Source organism: Flagellimonas marina, from assembly GCF_042651185.1.
GTDB lineage: Bacteria > Bacteroidota > Bacteroidia > Flavobacteriales > Flavobacteriaceae > Flagellimonas > Flagellimonas marina.
Genome location: NZ_JBHSCL010000007.1, coordinates 99,495 through 125,527, shown reverse-complemented (window position 1 = coordinate 125,527; position 26,033 = coordinate 99,495). Strand labels below are relative to the sequence as shown.

Annotated in this window: 27 protein-coding genes; 16 read left to right on the top strand and 11 right to left on the bottom strand. The window is 42.1% G+C overall.

The window, feature by feature from the left end; genetic code table 11:
• Window positions 1-13: 13 nt before the first annotated feature.
• On the bottom strand, window positions 14-979 hold the full coding sequence (locus ACFOWS_RS11765) for a phytanoyl-CoA dioxygenase family protein (RefSeq protein WP_379764760.1): 966 nt from the start codon (window positions 977-979) through the stop codon (window positions 14-16).
• A 128-nt stretch (window positions 980-1,107) separates the two neighbouring features.
• On the opposite strand from ACFOWS_RS11765, the gene ACFOWS_RS11760 reads away from it, so the two are divergent.
• Window positions 1,108-1,950, top strand: a complete 843-nt coding sequence (locus ACFOWS_RS11760; protein ID WP_379764758.1) for an AraC family transcriptional regulator — start codon at window positions 1,108-1,110, stop codon at window positions 1,948-1,950.
• A gap of 95 nt (window positions 1,951-2,045) precedes the next feature.
• On the opposite strand, the gene ACFOWS_RS11755 is transcribed toward ACFOWS_RS11760, so the two are convergent.
• Complete coding sequence (locus tag ACFOWS_RS11755) at window positions 2,046-2,966, bottom strand: nicotinic acid mononucleotide adenyltransferase (protein WP_379764756.1); 921 nt, start codon at window positions 2,964-2,966, stop codon at window positions 2,046-2,048.
• Between the two features lie 124 nt (window positions 2,967-3,090).
• Here ACFOWS_RS11755 and ACFOWS_RS11750 point away from each other — a divergent pair, with 124 nt between their 5' ends.
• Complete coding sequence (locus ACFOWS_RS11750; protein WP_379764754.1) at window positions 3,091-4,092, top strand: NAD(P)H-dependent glycerol-3-phosphate dehydrogenase; 1,002 nt, start codon at window positions 3,091-3,093, stop codon at window positions 4,090-4,092.
• Here ACFOWS_RS11750 and ACFOWS_RS11745 read toward each other — a convergent pair.
• From ACFOWS_RS11745 to ACFOWS_RS11735, 3 genes are read right to left on the bottom strand one after another with little or no spacing between them, the layout of a single operon-like run.
• The gene (locus ACFOWS_RS11745; protein ID WP_379764752.1) at window positions 4,089-5,756 is read right to left on the bottom strand and encodes a glycerol-3-phosphate dehydrogenase/oxidase; all 1,668 of its coding nucleotides are present in this window, start codon (window positions 5,754-5,756) and stop codon (window positions 4,089-4,091) included. The two genes, ACFOWS_RS11750 and ACFOWS_RS11745, sit on opposite strands and share 4 nt — an antisense overlap.
• 6 nt (window positions 5,757-5,762) lie before the next feature.
• A complete protein-coding gene (locus ACFOWS_RS11740) occupies window positions 5,763-6,071 on the bottom strand; it encodes an antibiotic biosynthesis monooxygenase family protein (RefSeq protein WP_366585618.1) in 309 nt (102 codons plus the stop codon).
• Between the two features lies 1 nt (window position 6,072).
• Window positions 6,073-6,429 carry a hypothetical protein gene (locus ACFOWS_RS11735; RefSeq protein ID WP_379764750.1) on the bottom strand — a complete coding sequence of 119 codons (357 nt, stop codon included), beginning with the start codon at window positions 6,427-6,429 and terminating at the stop codon, window positions 6,073-6,075.
• A gap of 59 nt (window positions 6,430-6,488) precedes the next feature.
• On the opposite strand from ACFOWS_RS11735, the gene ACFOWS_RS11730 reads away from it, so the two are divergent.
• The 6 genes from ACFOWS_RS11730 (at window position 6,489) to ACFOWS_RS11705 (ending at window position 11,298) form a co-directional block, all read left to right on the top strand.
• Window positions 6,489-7,016 carry a CvpA family protein gene (locus ACFOWS_RS11730; RefSeq protein WP_379764748.1) on the top strand — a complete coding sequence of 176 codons (528 nt, stop codon included), beginning with the start codon at window positions 6,489-6,491 and terminating at the stop codon, window positions 7,014-7,016.
• A 153-nt stretch (window positions 7,017-7,169) separates the two neighbouring features.
• Entirely contained in the window at window positions 7,170-7,679 is a 510-nt protein-coding gene (locus tag ACFOWS_RS11725; protein WP_379764746.1) for a CAP domain-containing protein, read from the top strand.
• Between the two features lie 117 nt (window positions 7,680-7,796).
• The gene (locus tag ACFOWS_RS11720) at window positions 7,797-8,339 is read left to right on the top strand and encodes a 3-hydroxyanthranilate 3,4-dioxygenase (protein WP_379764744.1); all 543 of its coding nucleotides are present in this window, start codon (window positions 7,797-7,799) and stop codon (window positions 8,337-8,339) included.
• Window positions 8,339-8,710, top strand: a complete 372-nt coding sequence (locus tag ACFOWS_RS11715; RefSeq protein ID WP_379764742.1) for a DUF1304 domain-containing protein — start codon at window positions 8,339-8,341, stop codon at window positions 8,708-8,710. Before ACFOWS_RS11720 ends, ACFOWS_RS11715 begins: the two co-directional genes overlap by 1 nt.
• Window positions 8,711-8,780: 70 nt before the next feature.
• Window positions 8,781-10,334, top strand: coding sequence for an L-piperidine-6-carboxylate dehydrogenase (gene amaB, locus ACFOWS_RS11710; RefSeq protein ID WP_379764740.1), 1,554 nt, complete (start codon window positions 8,781-8,783; stop codon window positions 10,332-10,334).
• 415 nt (window positions 10,335-10,749) lie between these two features.
• Window positions 10,750-11,298: a hypothetical protein gene (locus ACFOWS_RS11705; protein ID WP_379764738.1), complete on the top strand. Its 549-nt coding sequence runs from the start codon at window positions 10,750-10,752 to the stop codon at window positions 11,296-11,298.
• Here the strand turns inward: ACFOWS_RS11705 and ACFOWS_RS11700 are convergent, their stop codons facing one another.
• Both ACFOWS_RS11700 and ACFOWS_RS11695 read right to left on the bottom strand, forming a co-directional pair.
• Entirely contained in the window at window positions 11,299-12,294 is a 996-nt protein-coding gene (locus ACFOWS_RS11700; protein WP_379764736.1) for an acyl-ACP desaturase, read from the bottom strand.
• A 43-nt stretch (window positions 12,295-12,337) separates the two neighbouring features.
• Window positions 12,338-13,063, bottom strand: a complete 726-nt coding sequence (locus ACFOWS_RS11695) for a metallophosphoesterase family protein (RefSeq protein ID WP_379764734.1) — start codon at window positions 13,061-13,063, stop codon at window positions 12,338-12,340.
• A 156-nt stretch (window positions 13,064-13,219) separates the two neighbouring features.
• Between ACFOWS_RS11695 and ACFOWS_RS11690 the strand changes: the two genes are divergently transcribed.
• A complete protein-coding gene (locus tag ACFOWS_RS11690) occupies window positions 13,220-14,164 on the top strand; it encodes a carbohydrate kinase family protein (RefSeq protein ID WP_379764732.1) in 945 nt (314 codons plus the stop codon).
• Complete coding sequence (locus tag ACFOWS_RS11685; protein WP_379764730.1) at window positions 14,118-16,094, top strand: alpha-amylase family protein; 1,977 nt, start codon at window positions 14,118-14,120, stop codon at window positions 16,092-16,094. The genes ACFOWS_RS11690 and ACFOWS_RS11685 overlap by 47 nt, the downstream gene beginning before the upstream one ends.
• Here ACFOWS_RS11685 and ACFOWS_RS11680 read toward each other — a convergent pair.
• From ACFOWS_RS11680 to ACFOWS_RS11665, 4 genes are read right to left on the bottom strand one after another with little or no spacing between them, the layout of a single operon-like run.
• Entirely contained in the window at window positions 16,091-17,227 is a 1,137-nt protein-coding gene (locus tag ACFOWS_RS11680; RefSeq protein WP_379764728.1) for an ATP-binding protein, read from the bottom strand. The two genes, ACFOWS_RS11685 and ACFOWS_RS11680, sit on opposite strands and share 4 nt — an antisense overlap.
• Window positions 17,228-17,275: 48 nt before the next feature.
• Window positions 17,276-17,656 carry a four helix bundle protein gene (locus ACFOWS_RS11675; RefSeq protein WP_379764726.1) on the bottom strand — a complete coding sequence of 127 codons (381 nt, stop codon included), beginning with the start codon at window positions 17,654-17,656 and terminating at the stop codon, window positions 17,276-17,278.
• 45 nt (window positions 17,657-17,701) lie between these two features.
• A complete protein-coding gene (locus ACFOWS_RS11670; protein WP_379764724.1) occupies window positions 17,702-18,457 on the bottom strand; it encodes an SDR family NAD(P)-dependent oxidoreductase in 756 nt (251 codons plus the stop codon).
• Between the two features lie 11 nt (window positions 18,458-18,468).
• Entirely contained in the window at window positions 18,469-19,341 is an 873-nt protein-coding gene (locus ACFOWS_RS11665; protein ID WP_379764722.1) for an aldo/keto reductase, read from the bottom strand.
• Between the two features lie 158 nt (window positions 19,342-19,499).
• On the opposite strand from ACFOWS_RS11665, the gene ACFOWS_RS11660 reads away from it, so the two are divergent.
• From ACFOWS_RS11660 to ACFOWS_RS11635, 6 genes are all read left to right on the top strand, one after another.
• Window positions 19,500-20,501, top strand: a complete 1,002-nt coding sequence (locus ACFOWS_RS11660) for an AAA family ATPase (RefSeq protein ID WP_036380602.1) — start codon at window positions 19,500-19,502, stop codon at window positions 20,499-20,501.
• A 68-nt stretch (window positions 20,502-20,569) separates the two neighbouring features.
• Complete coding sequence (locus ACFOWS_RS11655) at window positions 20,570-21,436, top strand: DUF58 domain-containing protein (RefSeq protein WP_379764719.1); 867 nt, start codon at window positions 20,570-20,572, stop codon at window positions 21,434-21,436.
• On the top strand, window positions 21,436-23,097 hold the full coding sequence (locus tag ACFOWS_RS11650; protein WP_379764717.1) for a hypothetical protein: 1,662 nt from the start codon (window positions 21,436-21,438) through the stop codon (window positions 23,095-23,097). The genes ACFOWS_RS11655 and ACFOWS_RS11650 overlap by 1 nt, the downstream gene beginning before the upstream one ends.
• Complete coding sequence (locus tag ACFOWS_RS11645; RefSeq protein ID WP_379764715.1) at window positions 23,098-24,096, top strand: vWA domain-containing protein; 999 nt, start codon at window positions 23,098-23,100, stop codon at window positions 24,094-24,096.
• A 3-nt stretch (window positions 24,097-24,099) separates the two neighbouring features.
• The gene (locus ACFOWS_RS11640) at window positions 24,100-25,146 is read left to right on the top strand and encodes a VWA domain-containing protein (RefSeq protein WP_379764713.1); all 1,047 of its coding nucleotides are present in this window, start codon (window positions 24,100-24,102) and stop codon (window positions 25,144-25,146) included.
• A complete protein-coding gene (locus ACFOWS_RS11635; RefSeq protein WP_379764711.1) occupies window positions 25,133-26,026 on the top strand; it encodes a tetratricopeptide repeat protein in 894 nt (297 codons plus the stop codon). Before ACFOWS_RS11640 ends, ACFOWS_RS11635 begins: the two co-directional genes overlap by 14 nt.
• Window positions 26,027-26,033: the final 7 nt, after the last annotated feature.

Genomic DNA, 26,033 nt, shown 5'->3' with positions numbered 1-26,033 from the left:
AGGATTTGACAATCTACCAGTTAGTTAACCCCAATAACTTTTCGCCAAGAGGACTTAGTTTTGCAGTATTGTATTTAGTTTGTTCCCATTTTCTTGGATCTCCAGGAAAAGCATACCCCTCTGGAGCAATTCTATTTTTCCATGAACTGATTCTCCATTCCCGCATTTCCATATTTTCTTCTTCAGCGGGCATCATAGAAATGTACTGCGCAATCCTAACCTTATCTCCAGATTTATTTGGCCGGATGCCATGCGGTTGTGTACTGTTGAAAATCAATAAATCACCCGCTTCCAATTTTACTTTTACAATTTTGTCTTCCAGCCCTGTTACATCAGGTTGAAAATGGTCACGGTCTTCAGGTTGCGTTAATTTCCATGTATCATAATTTCGATAGAGCCAAGGAATACATTGAAACCCCCCCATATTTTCATCGGTTTGATCAGCCAGAGCCAAAACCCCCTGCACATTTTGCGGTCTGGTCTCAGGGTCATAATCCCAATGGATAAACCCTTTTTTGTTTTCTCCCGGGCGTTGGGGCATATTCAAATTGGCCCTATCAATGGTCACCCACAGCTTTTCGGTGCCCCAAATGTCCACAAAGGCATCATACACCCTTTGAGTCTGTCTGTTGTTCCACAAATGTTGATGGTTGTAGACTTCCACCATTCCGGTACCCGTGAGTTCTTTCATTTTCATTTCCGCACGCGGAGGTGCGTACCACGTTTCTGGGTTGCTCGGGTCTTTTTCATCAAACTCCCATAAAAAATCGGCAGTAGCCTTGGCTTGTTCTTTTGAAACCGCATTTTTTATCACAATGTAGCCGTTCTCTATCCAAAAGGCCCAATCTTCTTCGGAGAGCACTCGTAAGGGTTCGCCATTGGATCTATCATTAAGCTTCTTTTTACTACTGGTCGCTGTGGATGGATTCCCAGGTATTGCTTCATGGGCCTTATTGGCCATTTCCATTTTCTGTTGCATGTTTTTTTAGTTTAAAACTGATATACCAAAACTACATGGGCTGTGTACAGGGTTCCACCCTAGAGTTGACCAATATTTGAACTATATTGACTTTTAATGATTATTTTTAAAAATATTTAAGCAATTCAGTGAAAATACAACTTGAAAACATACAGCCCAACGATAAGAGTTCTTTCCATTTGTTGCATAACCCTAAATTGAACGATCTCTTTTTTTGGCATTTTCATCCAGAGTTTGAGTTGGTCTACATTGAAGGGGCCAATGGTAAGCGCAATGTAGGGCACCATATTTCAAACTTTAACGGTAGCGATCTGGTTCTGATTGGCTCAAATATTCCCCACCTCAATTTTGATTATGGCATTAAAACAGCTTATCATAAAGAAGTGCTTCACATAAGCGCATCTTTTAAGGAGAAGGTTTTTGCCGAAATTGAGGAACTGGAAGATGTCTATGAGCTTTTGGACAAATCGCAACATGGTATTGCCTTTTATGGGAAAACAAAAGCCGTGGTTGGAAAAATTATGATGGAATTGCAGTCGATGAATCGGTTTGAGCAGTTCATTAAGATTTTACAATTACTGAAACTTTTGGCAAAGAGTGATGAATTTGAACTATTGCACGCAAATCCTATCATAAATGACAAAGCCAATAAACAACAAGAGCGTCTACAAAAAGTGTATTCCTACATAGATGAGAATTATTCCAAAAAGATTAGCTTGGAGGATATTGCTAAATCGGTCAATCTTGGTAAGGAAGCTTTCTGCAGATATTTCAAAAAAAATACAGGGAGTACATTCAGTAATTTTTTAAACCAATACCGCATTACTCAGGCCAAGAGATTGCTCCTAACGGGCAGGAACATTGGCGAAACCTGTTTTGAATGTGGTTTTGAAAGTTTGTCCTATTTCAATAGAACCTTTAAAAAGATCAGCGGGGAGAATCCTTCAGCCTACAAAACAAGAAACCACTAAAAAAGAACCGCCCCGAGCAAAGGTGCTCGGGGCGATACTTAACTAAATAACCAACCAAAAAACTTGTTTGTATAGTCGAGGACCATACTATTTCCTTACATTTTTCTTTGTCGGACCACATTCATTACAGGATTCTTGGCTTTTACCCTCATTTTACCTGTCTCATTGCCCGATTTCAAGTACTGTTGGAACCCTCTTCCTGTAAACTCATATATGGTTCCGCTGGACACGTGGTACAGCTCAATAGTACTGTCATTAATAACGTAGATTTCAAAATAATCATTGCCCAAGTAGTCATAATCGAGTGTTAAAGTTTTAAGTGTAACGTCGCTGGCCACATCAAACACCTCATAATCACCTTCATAGTCCCATTGTAAATTGACCAAGGGCGTTCCAGAAACATCAATGGACGATCTAAATGTGCCTATGTTGCCTGCAAAAAACTGTAGGTAATTCTCTTCATCGAACTCATTTAGGGCTCCTTCTTCACTGACAAAGGTTTTCTCCCAAACCTGATATTCCTGTAAGAAATAGTGAATATTGTCATAGAAAACCATGTCATAATCAAAATTATTCCTTTGGTATCCCCGCAATACGTACGAAGTATTTGAATTTGGGTCGTACAATTCCAAGGTATTGTTGTTTACGGCATAGACATCCAATAGCCAAAGTCCATCTACATCATGGTCCACTTCCACCGTTCCACTGAAAGTTCCGTATGTTCCCACATCAATCCCCAGACCGTTTCCGGTTTTTCCAATTCCCACCAAGTTGTTATTGGCATAGACCACACCCCTATCAAAAGAAAGTGTAAAGGCGCGTTGCAGAAAGGGAACTTCACCATTTCCTTGGGTAGCGTTGATATCGATGTACCAAATGTCATACGATTCCAAAACCAAAGCAGTATTCACGGGAGATGCCTCAATGTAATCGTCTTCCAAAATCACCTCGGTGTAACACGAACTGACCAAAAAAGCTATCAGTAAAATTCCAAAAAGTAGTTTTCCATTTTTCATAATCGAGGTTTTAACATTCAACCTACATAGACCAAGCATCATGCCAAAACACATAACTTTTTGATAATCAGTATTTAACAAAGAGAATGATATATTTTTTAGTTTTGCTCACTAAATTGTGAGCATGGAAGACAAACTTAGGTTTGGTGTTTTTGGAGGAGGAAGCTGGGGAACCGCCCTGGTAAAGATGTTGTCGGAGAACATGGCTACCGTTGGGTGGTATATGCGGAATGAATCTGCCATTCGGCACATTTTAAAGGAGGGTCACAATCCCAACTACATCAGTTCTGTGGAATTTGATGTGGGCAAATTGGTGCTCAGTCATGATATCAACCAAATTGTGGAAACCTCAGACGTCTTGATTTTCGCTATTCCATCCGCTTTTTTGGATACCGAACTCAAGGCCTTAGAAGCTTCTTTGGAAGACAAGATTGTTTTTTCGGCCATTAAAGGTATTGTTCCTGAAACTGGACTTATTGTTGGAGAGCACTTCCATAAAAACTATAATTTGCCCTTTAAAAATATTGGCGTGATAACCGGGCCGTGTCATGCTGAGGAAGTGGCTTTGGAACGCCTGTCCTATCTCACTATTGCTTGTGCCGATGCCAATAATGCCAAACTGGTGGCCCAAGCATTAAAAAGTGACTACATCCGGACCAAAATTTCTGATGACATTATTGGTACCGAATACGCTGCCATGCTGAAGAATATTTATGCCATTGCCGCAGGTATTGCCCACGGTCTTGGGTATGGAGACAACTTTCAAAGTGTGTTGATGAGTAATGCCATCCGTGAGATGAAACGATTTATTGACCGCGTCTACAAAATGAAGCGCAACATCAATGCTTCGGCTTATTTGGGCGATTTGTTGGTGACGGGCTACTCCACCTTTAGTAGAAACCGTTTGTTCGGAAATATGATTGGTAAAGGCTACACCGTAAAAAGTGCCATGATGGAAATGAACATGGTGGCCGAAGGGTATTATGCAACCCAAAGTGCACACTTGTTGATGGATAAATTGGAGAAAAAGTCCAAAACACCCATCATCAATGCGGTTTACCAAGTACTCTACAAAAACAAAAACCCCAAGAAAGTTTTTGAAAAGTTAACGGAGAAGCTGGATTAATCCCGCTCCAAAGAAAAATCGGAATGCTCCTTTAATTGCACATCTAAATCTTTGGAAAATACATCCATTTCTTCTTTTGAATAGTTGTACGCTTTCTGAAACTCTTCAAAAACCGGAGCATTGTATTTCCGTACACTTTCAATGTCGAAGTAAAGCCGCCCCGTTCGTCTGATAAAGAAGTCCAACGGGCTCAAGGCCATCTCATGGGCAATTGCAAATTGTGCCTCGGCTCGAATCATGCGCTCGTGCACATCTGAACCACCAATAGCGGAATAGTTCTCCAAAATGGTCTCGGTCTGTTTGCCATAAGTGGTTGCCAAATACCAAGCATCATATTCCGTAAAACCGCTGTCCTTGATGCGATCAAAAAGTTGGGCCATGTATTTTTTCACATGCTTGAACTTTTTAAAATCGCTCCCACAGAGGGGTATTTTGTCGGTGGTGCAAGGTTCCAATTCCATTTCGTGATTCTCTTCCAGATGCCTCGCAATTCGATTTACCGTTCGTTCTGCCATTTTGCGGTAGCCCGTCAATTTTCCACCAGCGATGCTCACCAATCCCGTTTCGGAGGTAAAGATTTCATCCTTTCGTGAAAGTTCCGAAGCTGATTTCCCTTCTTCATGAATCAAAGGGCGTAATCCAGCCCAAGAGGAAACAATATCACTTAGCTCCAAATTAATATCAGGGAACATGTTGTTCACGGCAGATATCAAATAAATGGCATCGGCAATGTCTGTGGTCACATGGTCTTTATCCAAGTTAAAATTGGTGTCCGTAGTGCCAACATAAGTAATTTTTCCACGGGGAATGGCAAACATCATCCTACCATCTGGAATATCAAAATAGACCGATTGTTGTACGGGAAGCTTTTCCCTCGGAAAAACCAGATGCACTCCCTTGGTCAAATGCAGTCGTTTACCTCTTTTGGAATGGTTTATGGATCTGAGTTCATCCACCCAAGGTCCTGCTGCATTAATTACATATTTTGAGGAAACACTGAACTCATCCCCAAATACCTCATCTTTAAATTGCACGCCTGCCACACGTTCATTTTCATACACAAAATCAGTGACTTGGGCATAATTCAAGGCCTGTGTTCCAAATTTGAGGCTGGTCTTAATGTTTTCCAACGTAAGTCGGGCATCATCTGTACGGTACTCGGCATAATAGCCTGCTCCATTCAATATTTTTTTGGGCAAGAGAGGTTCCAATTTTAAGGCCTCTTTTTTCTCCAACATCTGTCGTTTATCATCCCCCGAAACTTGGGCCAATATGTCGTAGACTTTTAGTCCGATGGAGGTGAGCCATTTTCCATAAGAGCCCCCTTCAATTAAGGGCAACAACATTTTTTCGGGAATGACAAGATGAGGTGCCAATTTGTGCACAATGGCCCTTTCGGAACCTACCTCCTTCACCAACCAAAAATCGAACTGTTTTAAATAGCGGAGTCCCCCATGAATCAATTTTGTGGATTTACTGCTGGTGCCAGAAGCAAAATCGCCCTTTTCCAACAACAGGACTTTGAGTCCCCTGGAAGAGGCGTCCAAAGCAATGCCGGCTCCTGTAATACCTCCGCCGACAACCACAAGATCAAAGTTCTCCTTTGCTATTTTTTGAAGCGTCTTTTTTCGGTTTAGGTTTGTAAAAGGAATGTTCTGGCTCATATTATTTTATTTGGTGAATTCATATTCCCGTTCAACTTTGCAAATCCGAACCTTATACCACGAATACCATGTTTTAATGCCATTTCGTTGCGCGACTCTGTGGTCCATATTGGATTTCCAGTTGGCAATGGCCTCCAAGCTTTCCCAATAGCTTACGGTAATCCCCAATCCATCCCTGGCACTTTCAAAATCCAAAAAACCGGGCTGCTGTCGGGCCAATTGTTCCATTTCTTCGGCCATTTGACCATAGCCATTGTCACCCTCGGTTCGTGTACTGGTGAAAATAACGGCATAATAGGGTTTTTGCAATTCCATATTAGAGAATATATTCTTTTTCCAAAAAATAATTGACCAAGGCCTCCTTCATTAAAACGGTTTGTTCTCCAGCCTTCAAAGGTGGTAACTGCTCTTTGATTTTGTAATGCGGCCAACCTTCATCATCAAAAAAATCAAAATCGTAGTAGCCATACGGTTCCAACAACCTACAAATGGCAATATGCATCAGGCTGATTTTCTCATCCTTTTTAAAATTTCGGTGAAAATTGCCGAGTTCCTGCACCCCTACCAAATAAATGATACCATCCATTTCCAAGGGGTCACCATCGGAGAACTGAGCGGACAATTTTTCCACCAAAAGCTCCCACCGTTCCTTTAATTTTTCGTCTCTGGACATGTTCTTGATAAGAATTCCAAAGGTACAAATCAATATTCTATATTTGTTAAAACCCGTGTATGAGCTTTTTGGATATTGTTTTGGGAATTCTTTTGGTCTGGGGGCTGTATAAAGGTCTTAAAAATGGGCTTTTTGTTGAAGTGGCATCCCTCGTGGCCCTCATTGCAGGAATTTATGGAGCCATCCATTTTTCCTATATCACAGGGAATTATCTCGCAGAGCGATTGAACTGGAGCGACCAATACATTAAATTGACAGCATTCCTGATTACCTTTTTTGCCATCATACTTCTGGTGAATTTTGCGGGTAAATTCTTGACCAAAATCGCGGATTTTGCCATGTTGGGACTATTAAACAAGATTGCCGGTGGAATTTTTGGCGCACTCAAAGTGGCCATTATATTAGGTGCCATGCTGATATTTTTTGAACGACTTGCTACTCCTTTGAACCTCATTAACGAAGAAACCAAAAAACAATCTGTGTTCTATGAGCCTCTCAAGGAAATTGGGGCCTTTGTTTTTGCTCTCGTACTTGAGGAAGAAGAAGAGCAGAAAAATCCATCTGACGCCAACATGGAGGTTATATAAAGTGTTTTCTTTTCTCGATAAATGGACACTGTTTGCAATTCAACGTAAGAATTTGCCTTCTGCGGACATTTTGTGGTAAATGCAAGCCTCTCAACTACATTAGTGCGCAGAACACTTAGGGAACGTAGAACACTCCCGAAAAACACCCTGAAAATGAAAAAGATATATGGCAAACTGCTGGTCATAAGCCTTGCCTTTGTTGTTAGCATGTGCAGCACTACCTCACAACAAGACGAACAGGAATACACAGAAGCATTTCTTGGCAATGAAAAAGTAACGGTTGATCCCGTGTCAATGGAAAAAGATCTTCTGGATTTAGTGAACCAACATAGAACTTCAATTGGTGAAAATGTCCTTCAGAACAGTCCATCTTCCTATAAATATGCCGAAGAGCACAACCAATACATGATTTCCAAAGGCAAGTTAAGCCATGATAATTTTGAGGACCGTGCCACCCGAATAGCAGCCGAAACGGATGCTATAGGTGTATCGGAAAATGTGGCAAGATATTACACCTCAGCAGAGAAAACTTTAGAGGGCTGGCTGAACAGTTCATCGCACAAAGAGGCCATGGAAGGAGATTTTACCCATTCTACCTTAAGCGTGCAATTGGACAAAGATGGTAGACCCTATTACACGCAGATATTCTTAAAAGTGGAATAACTGACCCTTTTACATTCGTTTTAGGCAACAATGGAGCCCCTCGCTGAAGGGGCTTTTCTTTTGGCAAAATCTATGTTTCCAGAAAGGTTTTTTTTACCTTTCGTAAAATCTTGCACTATGGCGATACAGGCACCTTTTAACCTGAACAAATGGATTGAGGAAAATCGGGATACCCTAAAACCCCCGGTTGGCAACAAAAACTTATATAAGGAGGCCGGCGATTATATTGTTATGATCGTAGCGGGGCCGAATGCCCGAAAAGATTATCATTATAACGAAACCGAAGAGCTTTTTTACCAATTGGAAGGGAATATTGAAGTCCATATCCAAGAAAATGGGGAGAAAAGGACCATGAAGCTTGGTCCGGGGGATATGTACCTGCATCCAGCTAAAATTCCGCATTCCCCAGCACGGAAAGAGGGCTCCATCGGCTTGGTAGTGGAGCGAAAAAGAGCAGATATGAAGGTCGATGATGGGTTGTTGTGGTTCTGTGATAATTGCAACCATAAACTCTACGAAGTGTATTTTACCTTAAATGATATTGAAAAGGATTTTCTTGGCCATTTTAAACATTTCTATGGCTCCAAAGAATTACGCACCTGTGATAACTGCGGCACCGTTATGCCAGTTGATGAACGCTTTGTATCCAAAGAAGAATAATGCTTATCCTCGCTAAAATAATTGTTGCCGTCGTGGCCTTGCTCCATCTCTACTTTCTGTGGTTGGAAATGTTTGCATGGACCACAAAGGCCAAAAAAGTGTTTCGGCAATTCCCGGAGCATTTATTTGAGCCCACAAAGACCCTTGCCGCCAATCAAGGGCTATATAATGGCTTTCTTTCTGCAGGTTTACTATGGTCTTTGATTATTACAGACCCTATTTGGCAGATTTATGTAGCGCTTTTCTTTTTGGGATGCGTGGCCGTGGCTGGAATTTATGGAGGTGCAACAGCATCAAAAAAAATCTTTACGGTACAGGCGCTTCCAGCTTTAATCGGAATTGTCCTGCTCCTGCTTCACCTTTTCCTCTAAAACAGCATTATCCATCAGGATTATTTGTAATTTTGAAAAAATATAACAATTCATACATAAAAAGTTATAAATGTCAGAAACTGCTATTGATTTTGGAATGGACAAAGCCCTTGAAGAACTTGGGCTCAAAGAAATAAATAATGGCACTTCCACCGGTAAGGAATGGTTCTCAAATGGTGAAATCATAGAATCCTATTCACCCGTTGACGGCTCCCTTGTTGGTAAGGTAAAGGCCACTATTCGCGAAGATTACGAAAAAGTTATCACCTCTGCCCAAAAAGGGTTTAAAATTTGGCGGACCATGCCGGCACCTCAACGCGGAGAGATTGTTAGAAAGTTTAATGACGAGCTCCGCCGTTTAAAGGAACCATTGGGCAAATTGGTTTCCTACGAAATGGGAAAAAGCTACCAAGAAGGTTTAGGTGAGGTTCAGGAAATGATTGATATCTGTGATTTTGCTGTGGGCCTTTCCAGACAATTGCATGGACTTACCATGCACAGCGAACGCCCCGGCCACCGCATGTATGAACAATATCATCCGCTTGGGGTTGTAGGTGTCATTTCTGCATTTAATTTCCCCGTTGCTGTTTGGTCTTGGAACACCGCCCTAGCTTGGGTTTGTGGCGACGCCTGTATTTGGAAAGGTTCTGAGAAAACGCCAATGACTTCCGTTGCCTGCCAAAATATCGCTGCCCGTGTCTTTTCGGAAAATGGTGTGCCAGAGGGAATTTCCTGTTTAATTACCGGCGATTATACCGTAGGGGAGTTTATGACCAAGGATGAACGAATCCCGTTGATTTCAGCTACAGGCTCTACCCGAATGGGAAAAATTGTGGCAAAAACCGTTGGTGAACGCCTTGGAAAGTCTCTTTTGGAACTCGGAGGAAACAACGCCATAATCGTAACACCAGATGCCAATATCAAAAACACGGTGATTGGAGCTGTATTTGGGGCGGTAGGAACATGCGGACAACGTTGCACCTCAACCCGAAGACTAATTGTTCATGAAGATGTCTACGACAAAGTAAAAGATGCCATTGTCAATGCATATCAGCAAATACGCATTGGTAATCCGTTGGATGAAAACAACCATGTTGGTCCACTAATCGATAAGGATGCGGTAAAAAACTACTTATCTGCCTTGGAAAAAGTTAAGGCTGAAGGTGGAAACATTTTGGTTGAAGGTGGTGTGCTTGAAGGTGAAGGATATGAAAGCGGATGCTATGTAAAACCTGCCATTGCCGAGGCTGAAAACCACTTTGAAATTGTTCAGCATGAAACTTTTGCCCCGGTTTTGTACCTTTTAAAATACCGCGGTGATCTTGAAAACGCATTGGAAATACAAAATGGTGTTAGACAAGGCCTGTCATCGGCAATTATGACCAACAATTTGCGTGAAGCCGAGCGTTTTCTTTCGGTAGAAGGATCGGACTGTGGTATTGCCAATGTAAATATTGGAACCTCTGGCGCAGAGATTGGGGGAGCATTTGGAGGTGAAAAAGACACTGGAGGCGGACGTGAAAGTGGATCGGATGCCTGGAAAATCTATATGCGTAGACAGACCAATACCATTAATTATACCACAGAGTTGCCTTTGGCCCAAGGCATTAAATTTGACTTGTAAAATAAAGCCGCCCATCTAGGATGAACACTGGATGGGCGATCTTAAAAAACCAACTTAACTAACTCAAACTTAACTTAGTTAAACCCTACTCCAATGCCGGAACCTTGTCGGGAGAAATAGGGTTTCTTACCTAATATTTGCCGCTAATTTCCCACCTTTTCAGGGATATTCCAGAGGCTATCGTGTCAGTGGTCTCAAAAAGTGTATGGTTGGTATTTTTTGATTGATTTTCAGCCCAAGGTTTTGCTCTATTTTCCTAAAACTGCTTGCAACTCGCTCATATTCTATAAATTAAATTCGGAATTTTAAGGTTTTTTTAATACTTTAAGACTTGTTTCCCCAGGTCTTCCCTAGCCCAATTTTAGGTATTTATCCTTCTTGATATGGCGTTGTTGTATCCATCAAACGCAACCCCATGGAAACTGATACTTTTGACATCTTATTTTGGATTGTTTTAGCGATAGTCGCCATCACCATCGGCATTATTGGCTATTTACTTGGGAAACGAAATAGTACCACTACTGTTGATCACACATCACTTTTAAAAACATTGGAGATTGAAAATGCAAAACTACGATCAGATCTTGAGGCCTGTCAAAAACGAGCAGATGCGACCAAGATGCCAAAACCTAAACCCAGTTCAACATCTACCAAATCCAGTCTCTCTTTTGACGCACAAGTAGCCAAAGCGGCAATGGGCAAAAAAGTTGTAAAGGATGATTTAAAAATAGTGGAAGGCATTGGGCCTAAAATTCAGGAACTATTCCACAATTTTGACATTAAAACATGGAAAGCACTTTCCGAAACTTCGGCCAATAAATGCCAAGAAATCCTCAACTCTGGTGGCAAACGATACAGAATCCATGACCCTGCTTCTTGGCCCATGCAAGCTAAAATGGCCCATGAAGGGCATTGGGAACAATTGCACGAATGGCAAGAAAAGCACAGAGCCGGTAAATTTTAACTACAACATTCCGTTGGCCTCCACCCATTTAAATTTATGCTGGTCCGGAGAAAATTGCATGCGTTCAGAAATACGCTGCAACCTGTCTGGAAGTTTCATGAGGTAATCACGTGCTTTTTCCGCTTGGTCCGAAAGTCCTCGTAAATGGCCAATGGCCCAATACTCATTCAGTTTTTTAAGGATTTCTATATAATCCTGTGCCGTGTAAACCCCCAAGCGTTGGGCACAATTTGAGAATTGTTCAAATGCAGTACCAATACTGCCCCCTGATTCCCTCAAAAAATGGGCAGGCATTACAATTTTTCGCTTCATCATATCTGCAAAGGCAAGGACCATTCCATTGGGATCCTGCTCCAAAATGGTCTTCACAAATTCCCGGTACGCTAAATGGTGGCGCATTTCATCACCTGAAATAATGTTGCACATTTTAGCTAAGAGGCCATTACTCTTTTTCTTAGCCATCATCCCCACGCGCTTGTGTGAAATATTGGTGGCCAACTCTTGAAAAGTAGTGTATACAAAATTTTTATAAGGATCTCTGTCCGTACCGATATCGAAGCCATCTGATATTAAATGCTGGGTGGAAATCTCAACTTCCCGCATGTTAACCCTTCCAGATAGGTACAGATACTTGTTCAGAACATCGCCATGGCGGTTCTCTTCGGCGGTCCATGCGCGCACCCACTTGCTCCAACCATTTTCCTTTCCGCTGTGCTGATCAATTCCTTCCACATCCATCAACCAAGATTCATAGGTGGGCAAGGCTTCTTCGGTAATGGTATCGGCGACCAGTGTCACCCAAAAATCATAGCCCAATTCCTTTGCTTCACCCCGAATCTGCTCAATTTGAGCATAGAAATCCTCACTTTGGGAATCGGGCAAAAAATCTGTGGGCTGCCATATTTTTTCTGTTGGAATCAAAAATGAATCCATAAACCCTTCAACTTTGGGCTCAATGGCTTGCATTACTTCCAATCTTATGTTCTTTATTGACATATAGTGCTTTTTAGTTTAATGAGATTTTTGAACTCTTTTGGTCTCAGTTTCGGCCTCGTTCCCCTGGATAAAATGTGTGAACGGGATCACTTTGCCAAAACTCTTTGGTTTGCACGTCCATTATGGTAAGTCCTCCCATAAAAGCCGCCCCGGTATCTACATTCCAGACATTTGCACCGCTTTGTGGTTCCACCACTGTATTCTTGGACAATGGGGTATGCCCAATGAAGACTTCCTTGTAATGGGTTAATCTTTTGGGAAACTTAGGGTCCTCTGGATCCAAGTTTGAATCGATAGCCGTGGCCAGCTCCCACAAGGTCCTGTCCCAATAGAAGGATTGTTCAAAATATTCAAACTCTATCCCCTTTAAATTGGTGTAGCCTGCGTGTAAATACAGTCTGTTATCATCGGCAAGATAATAGTTCTCCAACCCAGCGTAAAAATCGAGATGGGAGCTCCAATCTTCCCTATCATCATTCAAATAAGAATCTCTGGTGGCAGTGCCACCATGGGCCAACCATTGTGGATTCTCTTTTTTGGTCAACAACCAATCCCTGCAAAGTTCATCATGATTTCCCCGAATAAAGGTGCAGTTAAACTCTTTCTGTAAATCAATTAAAAAATCAATGGTTTCCACTGCAGTACTCCAAGCATCTACATAATCCCCCAAAAAAACAAGGTGGTCGTCTGGGGTAACTTTTGCTTTGGATAGAATTTGCTTTAATGCCTTTAATCCAGAATGGATGTCACCCACAACCAATGTTCGCATAGAAAATTTTTTACAAAAATACGGACAAAAGATTCCACCTATGTGAAATTCTGCCTAAAGTTTTGCCCCAAAACAATCCAATATTTCCAAAAAGCCTTCATCTTTTTTTGGTCAACGAATAATTTTCTATGTACCTTACGTTATTACAAAAGTTCAATGAAAAAGGTATTCTGTATTGGTGAATTATTGATAGATTTTGTTGCGGAAAAGCAAGGAAATGATTTATCCAGGGCTACCCATTTCACCAAAAAAGCAGGTGGTGCACCTGCCAATGTGGCCTGTGCCATCTCCAAACTTGGTGGAAAAAGCATTTTTTTAGGCTGCGTAGGTGATGACCCTTTTGGGCAGTTTTTACTGGGCGTGCTTAAAACCGAAGGTGTTGATGTTTCCATGGCGCAGTTGTCCAAAACCTTCACAACCTTAGCTTTTGTTTCTTTGGCCGAAGATGGCGAACGCGATTTTGTGTTCAGCAGAGGAGCTGATAAAGAACTGGAGTACGACCCTACGCTTCGAAAGAGTCTTAAAGGCAACATTTTACACTTGGGAGCGGCCACAGCCCTTCTGGGAGGTTCTTTAGAAAAAGCGTACGGAAAGTACCTTTTTGATGGGCTTACCAAGGATATGTTCATCAGTTTTGACCCCAATTTTAGAAGTGATCTTTGGAAGGAAAATGAGGAACAGTTCATTAAAAAATGTATGCCCTTCATTGAAAAATCCCATTTGTGCAAGTTTAGTTTGGAGGAAGCACAATTGCTTTCAGGAAAAGATGATGTGAACCAAGCCTGTGATTTTTTTCATAAAATGGGGGCAAAAATCATCACAGTCACCTTGGGCAAAGAAGGTACCTTATTAAGCCTCACCGATTCAAAAAAACTCATTCCCAGCATAGAGGTAAGTCCGGTGGACACCACTGGAGCCGGAGATGCCTTTATTGGATGTTTGCTCTATCAAATCTCCGATTTGGGAAATTTTGATCCCGTTTTTCAGGATTGTGATGTATTGGAAAAAATGGTAGTAATGGCCAATAAGGCCGGGGCCATTACCACGACCAATTATGGCGCAATCCCATCCCTGCCCACCAAAGAACAGTTGGAAAAGTAAAATGAACCAAGCCAAATTACATAGACTGGTCTCCGATCAATTCAAGGAGAAAGATTCCAATGCGCTGTTTGACCTTCGGTTGACAACGAACCTTAGTCTCATCCAACACTTATTTTTCTCGCTTTATGCGGAAGAAGAACACTCAGAAGCCTTTAAAAAGTTGTTGAATCAGCTCCCAAAATTATTTGCCACAAGACCTGACGCCTTAAAAAAACAAGATGTACAGCGGTTGAAGGACGGAAATTGGTACCAGTCCGAAAAAATCATGGGCATGCAGTTGTATGTGGAACATTTCAACAAAGACCTAAAGGGACTTCAGCAAAAAATTACTTATTTAAAAGAATTGGGTATCAACTTTGTCCACATGATGCCCATCACCACAAGACCCAAAGGCGAAAGCGATGGTGGCTATGCGGTCAACAGTTATCATGAGGTGGACAAAAAGTACGGCACAAAGGAAGATTTATTGGAGTTGACCTCCGAGTTCCGTAAACAAGGAATATTTCTCATGTTGGACTTTGTGGTGAACCATACCTCCAACGAGTTTTCTTGGGCCAAAAAAGCCATGAAAGGAGATAAAAAATATCAGGGCTATTACTACACGTTTGAGGATGATACCATTCCAAAGGAATATGAAAAAACACTTCCAGAAGTATTCCCAGAAACCTCGCCGGGCAACTTTACCCATATCCCCGAGATGAACAAATGGGTCATGACAGTCTTCAACACCTATCAATGGGACCTAAATTATAACAACCCAGAAGTCTTCATGGAAATGTTGGCCAATCTGGTAAAACTAGTGAACATGGGGGTAGATGTGGTTCGATTTGACGCCTTGGCCTTTCTTTGGAAAAAGATAGGCACTATTTCCCAAAACCTCCCAGAAGCCCATAATCTCATAGCACTGTTTAGAATGTGCCTGCAAGTGGTGGCTCCTGGCGTTGTGCTTTTGGCCGAAGCCATTGTGGCCCCCACCGATATTATTAAATATTTTGGGGAAGACCAAAAAGAAGGCAACGAGTGTGAAATTGCATACAATGCCTCTTTAATGGCACTTTTGTGGAATTCCATTGCCACTAAAAAAACACAGTTGCTCTACAAAAGTTGGGCCCATGTGCCTCCCAAACCCAAAGACTGCACTTGGATAAATTATATCCGTTGCCATGATGATATTGGTTTGGGATATGAAAACAATCTGCTCTATGAATTAGGTCTAAACCCCGAAATGCACCGCAAGTTTTTGCTGGATTACTATTGTCAGCGGTTGGATTGGTCACCCGCTACGGGGCAAGTCTTTATGTACAATCCAAAAACGGGAGATGGGCGCATTACTGGAAGTGCTGCATCGCTCTTAGGGCTTGAAAAAGGGTTGGCCCAAAATGACCCGGAAATGATTGAAGGTTCCATTGCAAAAATCATCATGCTACATGGAATTACTTTTGCTTTTGGTGGAATTCCATTGATTTATGCTGGAGATGAGATTGGTACACTAAACGATTACTCCTATCTGAAGGACAAGTCCAAAAAGAATGACAGCAGATGGCTCAATAGACCTATGCAGGATTGGGATATGATTGCCAAATTGGATGACGAAAAACGGCCCCAGGCCAAAATATTTCATGCACTGCAAAAGTTGATTCGCATCAGAAAGGAAAACCCTGTTTTTGCCGATTGTAATGATGTGCAACTATATCACACAGGTAATGACCACATTCTAGTATTTGAGCGAAGCAATTCTAAAAAAGAAGGGCTGCTGGTCATTTGCAATTTTGACGAAAATCCGCAGGTCATTGAAACCAGTTGGGTCAAAAAGCTGGGGTATTTTGCCCAAGGTGACCCCAAAGATTTGGTTTCCAACAAAAAAATAGAGATAAACAGTGGCCTCTTGGAAGTCTTACCTTACCAAATGTTTTGGCTGCAAAGAGCCTAATTGTATCGAACTTTTCTAAGAATTCGTTGTGATTCCTTCAAGGATTGATACACATTGTCATCGTACGTTTTAAGAAGGGGTCTGGAGCGGTCCATTTGTTCTTTAGCCTCTTCAAAACCATTCAGATAACAAATAAGGTACGTAGCTGGCAAATGGGAAAGGTCCGCTTGCTCTGAGGGGGTTAGGGTAATTTGCTTTTCCAGTTTTTGCAATAGAGCATTATTTGTATTGTACACATGGTACAAGGTTTTTTTATCGTACTGGGGCGGCTCAAACACTAATTTGCTGTTTATGGTATACTTGCCATTTTCAGAAAATGTGATCATCAATTCCTCCAGAGGGTAATATTTCTGTTGTGAACCCAATCCCAATTGCACATATTCCAAGGTGCTGAAGGAGTCATCGTCGTAATCAATAGTGATTTCATCCAAAGCGGAGTAGAAAAGCTTTACCTGTTCATTAATGAGTTCAATATCCACCCTAGAATAATAGACCTTGTTCTTTACCTTTTTTTTGTTCCCGGCCCAACAGACCACAAACTGTTCCTTGAAAACTTTGTAATCACTGGTAAGATCAGGATGTCTTGTATTCATGAAGTTGATCACGGCATCCAGAGTAAGCTCAATATTGTTTCGAGCATGTTGCTCAATTGTGGCCACCACCTCAGAATTGATGTCCTTCAACTCAATATCAAAAGCCTTGGGAAGGCTTATGCTCCCTTCCCGAAAGAAAACGGCCCCTCCGTAATATTTCCAGATATTTTTTCGAAGGGCACAGACCTTTCCATTGGATCTAATGGTGACCAAGCCCACTACTTTCCCTTCGGGCAAATGGGGAAAAGGGATATTTTCATAGGAAATAATGGGCGGGTTATCCAGATAGGCATTTACCAAATTCTGAATCTTGCTATCATCAAAAAAGTCAACCCCAACAATCTCATTATCCGAATCTTCCACTCCAATTACAATAAAGCTGTTGTTCTTGGGATTGCTGTTGGCGAGAGCACAGACATGCTTTAAAAACTTGGCTTTCCCTTCCTTTTCACCTATGGAAATAAAGCGCTTTTTGTCGTAAAAGCTGTTCTCGTCGTTATGCGCTAGAAGATTTTTAACCAGTAGGCGTTTGTTGATCATAGCTAAAGATTTCGAGAATCGGGATTCGGGTTAAACTCAAAATACATCTCAATCATACTTTGCCCCTTTTCTTTCAGATTTCTTTAAATAGGACATGAATGCACCAATCTTTTTCCCCTCCAGAATTGTTTTTGATTGGATGCGTTCAAACCCTTCTTCTCTAATATGTTTTCTATCAAAACATCTGTTCAATTGTGACCTTAACTCACCACAAGACGCTTTTGCTATGCTCAAAAATTGTAGAAACTCTCGATTTCCATTTCGCTCAAATCCTTCTGCAATATTGTCCATGATGGAACCTGATGAAGCGTTCATTTGATTTTTAAGGCTATAATCTGTGCGTAAAGAAGTAGTTTCCATACAATGCCAAACATCGTTGCAAATCTCTCTGGCCAATTTCCATATTTCCAAATCTTCAAACCCTTTCATGTCTATATTTTTTCAACCCGTAACTCGCAACCCAAAACTAGAAATCTATTTCTTGTTGACAACAGTGCAGCTTGCTTGGGCCGTGGGCAAGATCATTAAATCGGCGATATTCACATGATACGGTCTGGTGACAACAAACAAAATAACATCTGCAATATCCGCTGCAACCAAAGGTTGCAATCCTTGATAAACCTTGTCAGCCCTATCCGTATCCCCTTTAAACCGCACATCACTGAACTCGGTTTCAACCATACCTGGATTAACGGCTCCCACTCTAATCCCGTGTGCATTTAAATCGATACGCATACCTTGATTCAAGGCATCCACGGCATATTTGGAGGCACAGTACACATTTCCATTGGGATAGACTTCCTTACCGGCGATGGAACCAACATTTATGATGTGCCCAGCCTTTCGCTCCACCATCTGGGGCAACACCGCTTTGGTCACGTACAGTAATCCCTTTACGTTAATGTCCATCATAGCATCCCAATCATCCAAACTTCCTTTGTCAATTGGGTGGAGGCCATGTGCATTTCCTGCATTGTTTATTAATATGTCAATGGATTTAAACTCCTTCGGGAGACTTTCTATCGATGCAAAAACAGCTTCCCTATCCCGAACATCAAAACTTAAGGTTTCAACTTTTACGGTTTTTCCCAAAGTTGCTTTCAATTCGTCCAGCCGCTCTTTCCGGCGTCCGCAGAGTACCAGATTGATTCCTTGCTTTGCAAAAATTTCGGCAGTAGCCTTACCAATTCCACTAGTAGCACCTGTAATCAGTGCAATTTTCTCCTTCATACTATTCGTTTTTAAGGTACATCATGGCCTTGACTCGCCACAAGCAGGGCAAACCAATCTTGAAGTTCCAAATCCAAACCTATGGCCTTGGCGGCCAAGGTTATTCGCTCTTTATTTGTGGTTCCTATGACCGGAAATACCTTGGCCGGATGTTTCAATATCCACGCCAAGAGCAGCTGACTTTCATCAGCATCATATTTTTCCATCAAAGGTTTCATAGCTTTTCGTATCCTCTTTGTCTGTTCGGTGTCTTCTCGGAACAGGCTCCCCAACGGACTCCAAGCCATGGCCAATCGTTTGTTGGCGATACAGTCGTCAAAAGTGCCATCGTACATGGGGGCATCATGCGTCAATGAAAATTCCACCTGATTTCCCGAAACTGGAATTGCTTTTTCCAACATGGCGATTTGGGATGGCGTAAAGTTGGACACTCCAAATGATTTGATTTTTCCGCTTTCCAACAATGCATTCACAGCTTCGGAAATTTCATATGGCTCCATCAATGGACTTGGCCTGTGTAAAAGCAATAGATCCAAATATTCCGTGTGCAACTTTTTTAAGGATTGTTCAGCCGACCAAATGATATAATCCTTGTCGTATTGGTAATGGTTCAACTGATTATCCCGCCCTCTGGTCATTTGGATTCCACATTTTGAAATCAGTTGAATAGCTGAACGCTTGATTCCACTTTCAGCAAAGGCATTTCCAAAATCCGCTTCGGTGGAATAACTGCCGTAAATATCAGCATGATCAAAGGTGGTCAATCCGGCATCAATGCAGTGGTGCATTACATTGATCATTTCATTTTTGGAAAGTTTTTTGCCCCAACTTCCCCATGTCATTGCTCCAGATATAATTCTGGAATACGTATCTGTCTGTTGCATATAGGGTGAAAGTATAAAAATAAACCCTTAAATCCTTCATAAAACTAGGGCTTTACCAATTTTTTTAACCATTAATTAACAGGCGAATTTTAAATAAATTTTCATTTTGCACCCCTTAGCTAAAACGCCAACACAAACACCAAACAATAAAGCTTCATATGGAAGAAAACACTACTATTGATATTAGTGCTGTGAATGAGAAAATTGCCCAGGAAAGTGCTTTTATCGACCTGCTCAAGGTTGAGATGAACAAGGCCATTGTAGGGCAGACCCACATGGTTGAACGATTGCTCATTGGTCTTTTGGGCCAAGGTCACATTCTTTTGGAAGGTGTTCCCGGGCTTGCAAAGACGCTAGCGATCAATACGCTGGCGAAAGCGGTAAAGGGAAGTTTTAGCCGAATTCAGTTTACCCCCGACCTTCTGCCTGCTGATGTCATCGGAACATTGATCTACAACATCAAGGAAAATGACTTTTCCATTAAAAAGGGACCCATTTTTGCCAATTTTGTTTTGGCGGATGAAATCAACAGAGCTCCCGCTAAAGTGCAGTCCGCGTTGCTGGAGGCCATGCAGGAAAAGCAGGTGACCATTGGGGATGAAACCTTTAAACTGGCTCCTCCTTTTTTGGTAATGGCCACCCAAAACCCAGTGGAACAAGAAGGAACCTATCCACTTCCTGAAGCTCAGGTAGACCGTTTTATGCTAAAAACCGTTATTGACTATCCCAAGTTGAACGAGGAACAACTCATTATTCGACAAAATCTTAAAGGAGCCCACGAGCCGGTGAAGCCTGTGGTGACTTTAAAACAGATTTTGAGTGCTCAAGAGGCCGTTCGGGACGTCTACATGGATGAAAAAATTGAAAAATACATACTGGATTTGGTATTCGCTACCCGATACCCAGAGAAATACAACTTGGAAAACCTAAAACCCCTAATCAGTTTTGGCGCCTCCCCAAGGGGAAGTATCAATTTAGCCAATGCATCCAAATGCTACGCCTTCATTAAAAGAAGGGGATATGTTGTTCCCGAGGATGTTAGGGCCGTAGTCCACGATGTATTGCGTCACCGTATTGGAATAACCTATGAGGCTGAGGCGGAAAACATTACTTCAGAAGAAATCATAAACAAGATTGTAAACGAGGTAGAGGTACCGTAACGGTTCAATGTTTCTCGGTAAAGTAAAAACATACTTTAACCAACCAGAAAGCTTATTCCTTGAACCCAATGGATACAAAAGAACTACTTAAGAAGGTACGAAAAATTGAGATTAAGACCCGGCGTCTTTCCGACCACATTTTTGGTGGGGAGTACCACTCTACCTTTAAGGGAAGGGGTATGACCTTCAGTGAAGTGCGGCAGTACCAATTTGGGGATGATGTCAGAGCCATTGATTGGAATGTTACCGCCCGCTACAATGAGCCTTTTGTAAAAGTTTTTGAGGAGGAACGTGAACTCACCATGATGTTGATGGTTGATGTGAGTGGCTCGGAACTCTTCGGAACCGCCAATCAGTTCAAGAAAGAAATCATTACGGAAATCTCTGCTACGCTGGCCTTCTCGGCCTTGCAGAACAATGATAAAGTAGGTGTAATACTGTTCTCTGATGAAGTGGAGCTTTTTATCCCGCCCAAAAAAGGAAAAAGCCATGTACTGCGAATCATTCGCGAGCTTTTGGAATTTACCCCAAAGAGCAGCCGCACCAACATTGCCGAAGCTTTAAAGTTCCTCACCAATGTGATGAAGAAAAAAGCCATTGTTTTTGTGCTGTCCGATTTCATCGCAGATGAATACAACAACACGCTTCGCATTGTGGGCAACAAGCACGATGTTACTGGGATTCGGGTGTATGATGAACGCGAAGAGTCCATCCCCAATTTGGGCATGGTGCAAATGCAAGATGCCGAAACGGGAACGCTACAACTGGTCAATACACAATCCAAAAAGGTGCGGAACGCCTATGGCCAATTCCACAAAGAAAAAGTGGATTATTTTATGGATTCCTTTACAAAAAGTGGTTGTGGTGTTATCAACTGTAGGGTGGATGAAAGTTATGTGCGCAAATTGCTGGGTTATTTTAAACGAAGAGGATAATGCGAGTTGAAAGTTCAAAATTGAAAGTTCGAAATGTCCCGACACCCTTTGTGTTGATGATCTTGCTATGCCTTTTTCTAAACCCCTTTTCTGGATTTTCGCAGGAAAACCCCAATATTTCGGTTGAGTTGGATACACTTTCTATAAAAATCGGGGAGCAAATCCAATATAAAATCACCGTGGAGGCCGACTCCACCGATGTGGTCCATTTCCCGGAAGGACAGACTTTCTCTCCCCTAGAAACCGTAGAGGCCATTATTGGAGATACCCTAAAAAACAACAGCAAAGTCACCCTTCAACGCATTTATGCCCTTACCCAATTTGATAGTGGGGCCTATACCATTCCACCTCAACGGATTGCCATAAATGAGCAACCCTTTTTCACGGATTCCTTCAACATAAAAGTAGCCGATGTTGTTGTGGACACCACCAAGCAAAAGATGTACGACATCAAACCCTTGATGCAAGTAGAAAAAAGTTATGCCAAACTTTGGAAAACATTATTTTGGGTGCTGCTGGGCTTACTTATTATTGGTGGACTGGTATATTGGTTCTTCCTTAGAAAAAAACCACTCACCGAAGAAGAAAAAGAAGCCCTACTTCCACCCTATGATCGTGCATTATTAGAGCTCAAAAAATTGGAAAATTCCAGATACCTTATTCAGGATGAGTACAAACGCTACTATTCTGAGCTAACAGATATCGTTCGAATGTATTTGGAAGATGAAGTCCACGTTTCTGCCATGGAAAGTACCACCGGTCAATTAATCACTAAATTGGAAATGCTTCGGGATGCAGGGGAACTCAAAATTGATGATGATACTTTAGATCAGTTTAAAAAAATATTGGAAACTGCAGATTTGGTAAAATTTGCCAAATCGAAACCAGCGACTTCGGTTGCCGAACAAGACCGGAAATTGGTGGAGCAAATTGTAGTAAAAACCCATGAGGCGCTCCCTGAACCCACTGAAGAGGAGTTGCTGTTGAATGAGGAATACTTGGAAGAACTTGCCAAGAAAAAACAACGAAAACGTATCTATTGGGCCGCAGCCATTTTTGCTGGATTGGTAGTTTTAGGCGGAGGTATCTCCGTGGCCTATTTTGGTTTCAAGCAAGTGCGGGACACTGTTTTTGGCTATCCCACCAAAGAACTTTTGGAAGGCGAATGGGTATCCAGCTCCTACGGATTTCCTCCTGTGGAATTGGAAACACCTGATGTGCTTATCCGGCAAGAGGTAAAACTCCCGCCCGAAACCGAAGAGCTGATCAAAGAACTCCAAAGTTTTTCCTACGGAAGTTATGTCGGTATCTTTTCGGTATCCACAAGTTCGGTGACCTATAAAGAAGAAACAGACCCCGATTTTAATGCGGCTGTTGGGTCCACCTTATCCAATTTTGAAAAATTTGGACTTAAAAATATCATCACCAAACAAGAGGAATTTGTCACCCAATCCGGTGTAAAAGGATTAAAAACCTACGGTACGGGAACCTTGGATGCCCCGGGGAGCAGTGATTCCAAAAGGGCCAAGTACAACATCCTTTCCTTTGGAGGAAAAGGTTTTATGCAACAGGTGGTCATCACTTGGGAAGATGGCGATGAATATGCCGAACAGATCGTAGACCGAATATTGAACACTTTGGACGTAAAAACACAGGTATAAATGTTTGAGAATATAGAATTTGCAAATCCACAGTTTTTCTGGTTGCTTCTATTGCTTCCACTGGCTTTGCTATGGTATTTTTTCAAACGAAAGAATGAGATGGCCTCATTACGGATTTCCAGTATCAAAGGTTTTTCAGTGAGCAACTGGGCTTCCCAGGTTAAACCCGCACTTTTTATGCTTCGGTTGTTGGCGTTGGCGGCCATCATTACTGCCATGGCCCGTCCCCAAACCGAAGATATTTCAACCCGGACCAAAACCACAAAAGGGATTGATATTGTCATGGCCATCGACGTATCTTCAAGTATGTTGGCACGCGATTTAAAACCCAACAGGCTTTCCGCACTAAAGGAAGTGGCCGCCAATTTCATCAAAGAGCGCCCCAACGATCGTATCGGGTTGGTGGGCTATGCTGGGGAAAGCTATACCAAAACCCCTATCACCAGCGATAAGGCCATTGTGCTCAATGCCCTACAGCAAATCACCTACGGTGAACTGGAAGATGGAACGGCCATTGGCATGGGATTGGCCACCGCGGTAAACCGGTTGAAGGAAAGTAAAGCCATTAGTAAAGTCATCATTTTGTTAACCGATGGCGTAAACAATTCAGGCTTTATTGAGCCCAATACCGCTGCCGATCTAGCCGTGGAATTTGGCATAAAAACCTATACCATCGGATTGGGAACAAATGGAAATGCCCTTTCTCCAGTGGCCTATAACCGAGATGGTTCCTTTAGATATGGCATGCGTCAAGTGGAGATTGATGAAGAGTTGCTCAAAGAAATCGCGCAAGTGACCGGCGGAAAATATTTTCGGGCCACGGATAACGAAAAATTGAAGGAGATCTATGAGGAAATCAACAGTTTGGAAAAAACAGAAATAGAAGAATTCAAATATTACAAATACGAAGAAAAGTTTAGACCACTCATTTTTTTGGCAGGGGTCTTGTTGTTATTGGAATGGGGATTGCGCAATTCCCTGTTCAAAAGTTTTATTTAGGAAATGATTCAGTTTGACGAAAAAATATATTTCTACCTTTTGGGCATTATTCCGGTAATGGTCCTGGCCTTCTTTTTTCTTCAACTCTGGAAAAAAAGGACCCAGCGCCAGTTTGCGGACAGCAATTTATTGAAACGATTGGCCCCAAATAAGTCGAGTTTTAAATCGGCCCTAAAGTTGATTTTCTTCTTGGCCGGACTATCCTTTCTTATTTTGGGATTGGTGAACCCAAAAATCGGAACAAAATTGGAAACCGTCAAACGCGAAGGAGTGGATATTGTTTTCGCCGTGGACGTTTCAAAAAGTATGCTGGCAGAAGATATTGCGCCCAACCGACTGGAAAAGGCCAAACGATTGGTTTCAGAAATCATCAACCAATTGGCCAGTGACAGAATAGGAATCATTGCCTACGCTGGACAGGCGTATCCCCAATTGCCCATCACCACGGACTATGGTGCGGCAAAAATGTTCCTGCAGAGCATGAACACGGATATGCTTTCGTCACAAGGTACGGCCATTGATGCCGCCATTGACCTGGCCAGCACCTATTATGACGATACCGAGCAGACCAACCGCGTTCTATTTATTGTGTCGGATGGGGAAGACCATTCAGAGGACAATACCATCAGTGCGGTGGACAATGCCACCCAAAATGGCATCCGGGTCTTCACCATTGGGGTCGGAAAAACCAAAGGAGCTCCCATTCCTATCAAAAGAAATGGTATTGTGGAAAGTTTGAAGAAGGACAATCAAGGGGAAGTGGTCATTTCCAAATTGAATGAGGTCATTTTGTCCGAGGTTGCAAATCGGGGCAATGGCGAATATATTGATGGCACCAACACAGAGCAAGCTGTGGACCGCATCAAGGAATTGTTGAACCAAATGGACAAAACAGAATTTGAAGCCAAGCAATTTGCAGAATACAAGGACCAATTTCAATGGTTTCTCGCAGCAGGCTTTTTATTTCTATTTTTGGATATCTTCCTTTTGGACCGAAAAACACAATGGTTGAAAAAACTAAATCTTTTTAATGAGCATGATGATGAGTAAGATGAGATTGCTGTTCGGCCTAATCTGTTGTGTGGGAATTGCCCATGCACAGGATGAAATTGTGGACAAAGAGGCCGAAAAAGCATTGAGAACTTCCACAAACATTACCTACGAGGCCAATGAAGAACTTACCTCGAATGATTTTCCCATGGCCGAAGCCAATTACCGTAAAGCCATTTCCAAAAGTAAAAAGAATGTAGCAGCTCCCTTTAATTTGGGAAATGCCTACTATAATCGTGAAAGTTATGGTGAGGCTTTCGGGCGCTACAAAATGGCCAGTGAATCCACCGAGGAAAAACCTGCAAAACATAAGGCGTACCATAACATGGGGAACGTGTATATGAAGCGCAAGGAATATCAACAAGCGGTGGAAGCCTACAAACAAGCGTTGCGCAGCAATCCCAATGATGATGAAACCCGATACAATCTAGCCTTGGCCAAAAAAATGCTGGAAAAGGAACAGAATGATCAACAGAACGATCAGAACCAGGATAATAAGGACAATCAAGATCAGCAAGACCAAGACAAGGATCAGAACCAAGACCAAAACAACGAAGGGAACAAAGACAAGCAGGACGAAGGAGAGCAGAATGAAGATGAGAACAAGGATAAGGGTGATGAAGGCGAAAATGGAGAGGACAAGCCTGAGGAAAATCAAAAAGGTGATGGTGATGAGAAAAAAGAACAAGAGAAGAAACCCAATCAAGGGGACCAGCCTGATGAACAGGAACAAAAGCAGCAACCACGACCCAATCAGCTTTCCGAACAGCAGATTCAGAATTTGTTAGAGGCCATGCAAAACGAAGAGAAAAAGGTGCAGGAAAAAATGGAGGCCATGAAAGTGAAGGGTAAAAAAATAAGAAACGAAAAAGACTGGTAGTGTATAG

What these genes read in the sequence shown, in the direction of transcription:
- ACFOWS_RS11645 (WP_379764715.1), top strand. Translation starts at nt 23,098, where the DNA reads ATGTTTGAGAATATAGAATTTGCAAATCCACAGTTTTTCTGGTTGCTT.
- ACFOWS_RS11705 (WP_379764738.1), top strand. Translation starts at nt 10,750, where the DNA reads ATGGAAACTGATACTTTTGACATCTTATTTTGGATTGTTTTAGCGATA.
- amaB (WP_379764740.1), top strand. Translation starts at nt 8,781, where the DNA reads ATGTCAGAAACTGCTATTGATTTTGGAATGGACAAAGCCCTTGAAGAA.
- ACFOWS_RS11690 (WP_379764732.1), top strand. Translation starts at nt 13,220, where the DNA reads ATGAAAAAGGTATTCTGTATTGGTGAATTATTGATAGATTTTGTTGCG.
- ACFOWS_RS11745 (WP_379764752.1), bottom strand. Translation starts at nt 5,756, where the DNA reads ATGAGCCAGAACATTCCTTTTACAAACCTAAACCGAAAAAAGACGCTT.
- ACFOWS_RS11655 (WP_379764719.1), top strand. Translation starts at nt 20,570, where the DNA reads ATGGATACAAAAGAACTACTTAAGAAGGTACGAAAAATTGAGATTAAG.
- ACFOWS_RS11635 (WP_379764711.1), top strand. Translation starts at nt 25,133, where the DNA reads ATGATGATGAGTAAGATGAGATTGCTGTTCGGCCTAATCTGTTGTGTG.
- ACFOWS_RS11640 (WP_379764713.1), top strand. Translation starts at nt 24,100, where the DNA reads ATGATTCAGTTTGACGAAAAAATATATTTCTACCTTTTGGGCATTATT.
- ACFOWS_RS11725 (WP_379764746.1), top strand. Translation starts at nt 7,170, where the DNA reads ATGAAAAAGATATATGGCAAACTGCTGGTCATAAGCCTTGCCTTTGTT.
- ACFOWS_RS11685 (WP_379764730.1), top strand. Translation starts at nt 14,118, where the DNA reads ATGGCGCAATCCCATCCCTGCCCACCAAAGAACAGTTGGAAAAGTAAA.
- ACFOWS_RS11720 (WP_379764744.1), top strand. Translation starts at nt 7,797, where the DNA reads ATGGCGATACAGGCACCTTTTAACCTGAACAAATGGATTGAGGAAAAT.
- ACFOWS_RS11755 (WP_379764756.1), bottom strand. Translation starts at nt 2,966, where the DNA reads ATGAAAAATGGAAAACTACTTTTTGGAATTTTACTGATAGCTTTTTTG.
- ACFOWS_RS11700 (WP_379764736.1), bottom strand. Translation starts at nt 12,294, where the DNA reads ATGTCAATAAAGAACATAAGATTGGAAGTAATGCAAGCCATTGAGCCC.
- ACFOWS_RS11735 (WP_379764750.1), bottom strand. Translation starts at nt 6,429, where the DNA reads ATGTCCAGAGACGAAAAATTAAAGGAACGGTGGGAGCTTTTGGTGGAA.
- ACFOWS_RS11740 (WP_366585618.1), bottom strand. Translation starts at nt 6,071, where the DNA reads ATGGAATTGCAAAAACCCTATTATGCCGTTATTTTCACCAGTACACGA.
- ACFOWS_RS11675 (WP_379764726.1), bottom strand. Translation starts at nt 17,656, where the DNA reads ATGAAAGGGTTTGAAGATTTGGAAATATGGAAATTGGCCAGAGAGATT.
- ACFOWS_RS11730 (WP_379764748.1), top strand. Translation starts at nt 6,489, where the DNA reads ATGAGCTTTTTGGATATTGTTTTGGGAATTCTTTTGGTCTGGGGGCTG.
- ACFOWS_RS11650 (WP_379764717.1), top strand. Translation starts at nt 21,436, where the DNA reads ATGCGAGTTGAAAGTTCAAAATTGAAAGTTCGAAATGTCCCGACACCC.
- ACFOWS_RS11715 (WP_379764742.1), top strand. Translation starts at nt 8,339, where the DNA reads ATGCTTATCCTCGCTAAAATAATTGTTGCCGTCGTGGCCTTGCTCCAT.
- ACFOWS_RS11680 (WP_379764728.1), bottom strand. Translation starts at nt 17,227, where the DNA reads ATGATCAACAAACGCCTACTGGTTAAAAATCTTCTAGCGCATAACGAC.
- ACFOWS_RS11665 (WP_379764722.1), bottom strand. Translation starts at nt 19,341, where the DNA reads ATGCAACAGACAGATACGTATTCCAGAATTATATCTGGAGCAATGACA.
- ACFOWS_RS11695 (WP_379764734.1), bottom strand. Translation starts at nt 13,063, where the DNA reads ATGCGAACATTGGTTGTGGGTGACATCCATTCTGGATTAAAGGCATTA.
- ACFOWS_RS11670 (WP_379764724.1), bottom strand. Translation starts at nt 18,457, where the DNA reads ATGAAGGAGAAAATTGCACTGATTACAGGTGCTACTAGTGGAATTGGT.
- ACFOWS_RS11660 (WP_036380602.1), top strand. Translation starts at nt 19,500, where the DNA reads ATGGAAGAAAACACTACTATTGATATTAGTGCTGTGAATGAGAAAATT.
- ACFOWS_RS11765 (WP_379764760.1), bottom strand. Translation starts at nt 979, where the DNA reads ATGCAACAGAAAATGGAAATGGCCAATAAGGCCCATGAAGCAATACCT.
- ACFOWS_RS11750 (WP_379764754.1), top strand. Translation starts at nt 3,091, where the DNA reads ATGGAAGACAAACTTAGGTTTGGTGTTTTTGGAGGAGGAAGCTGGGGA.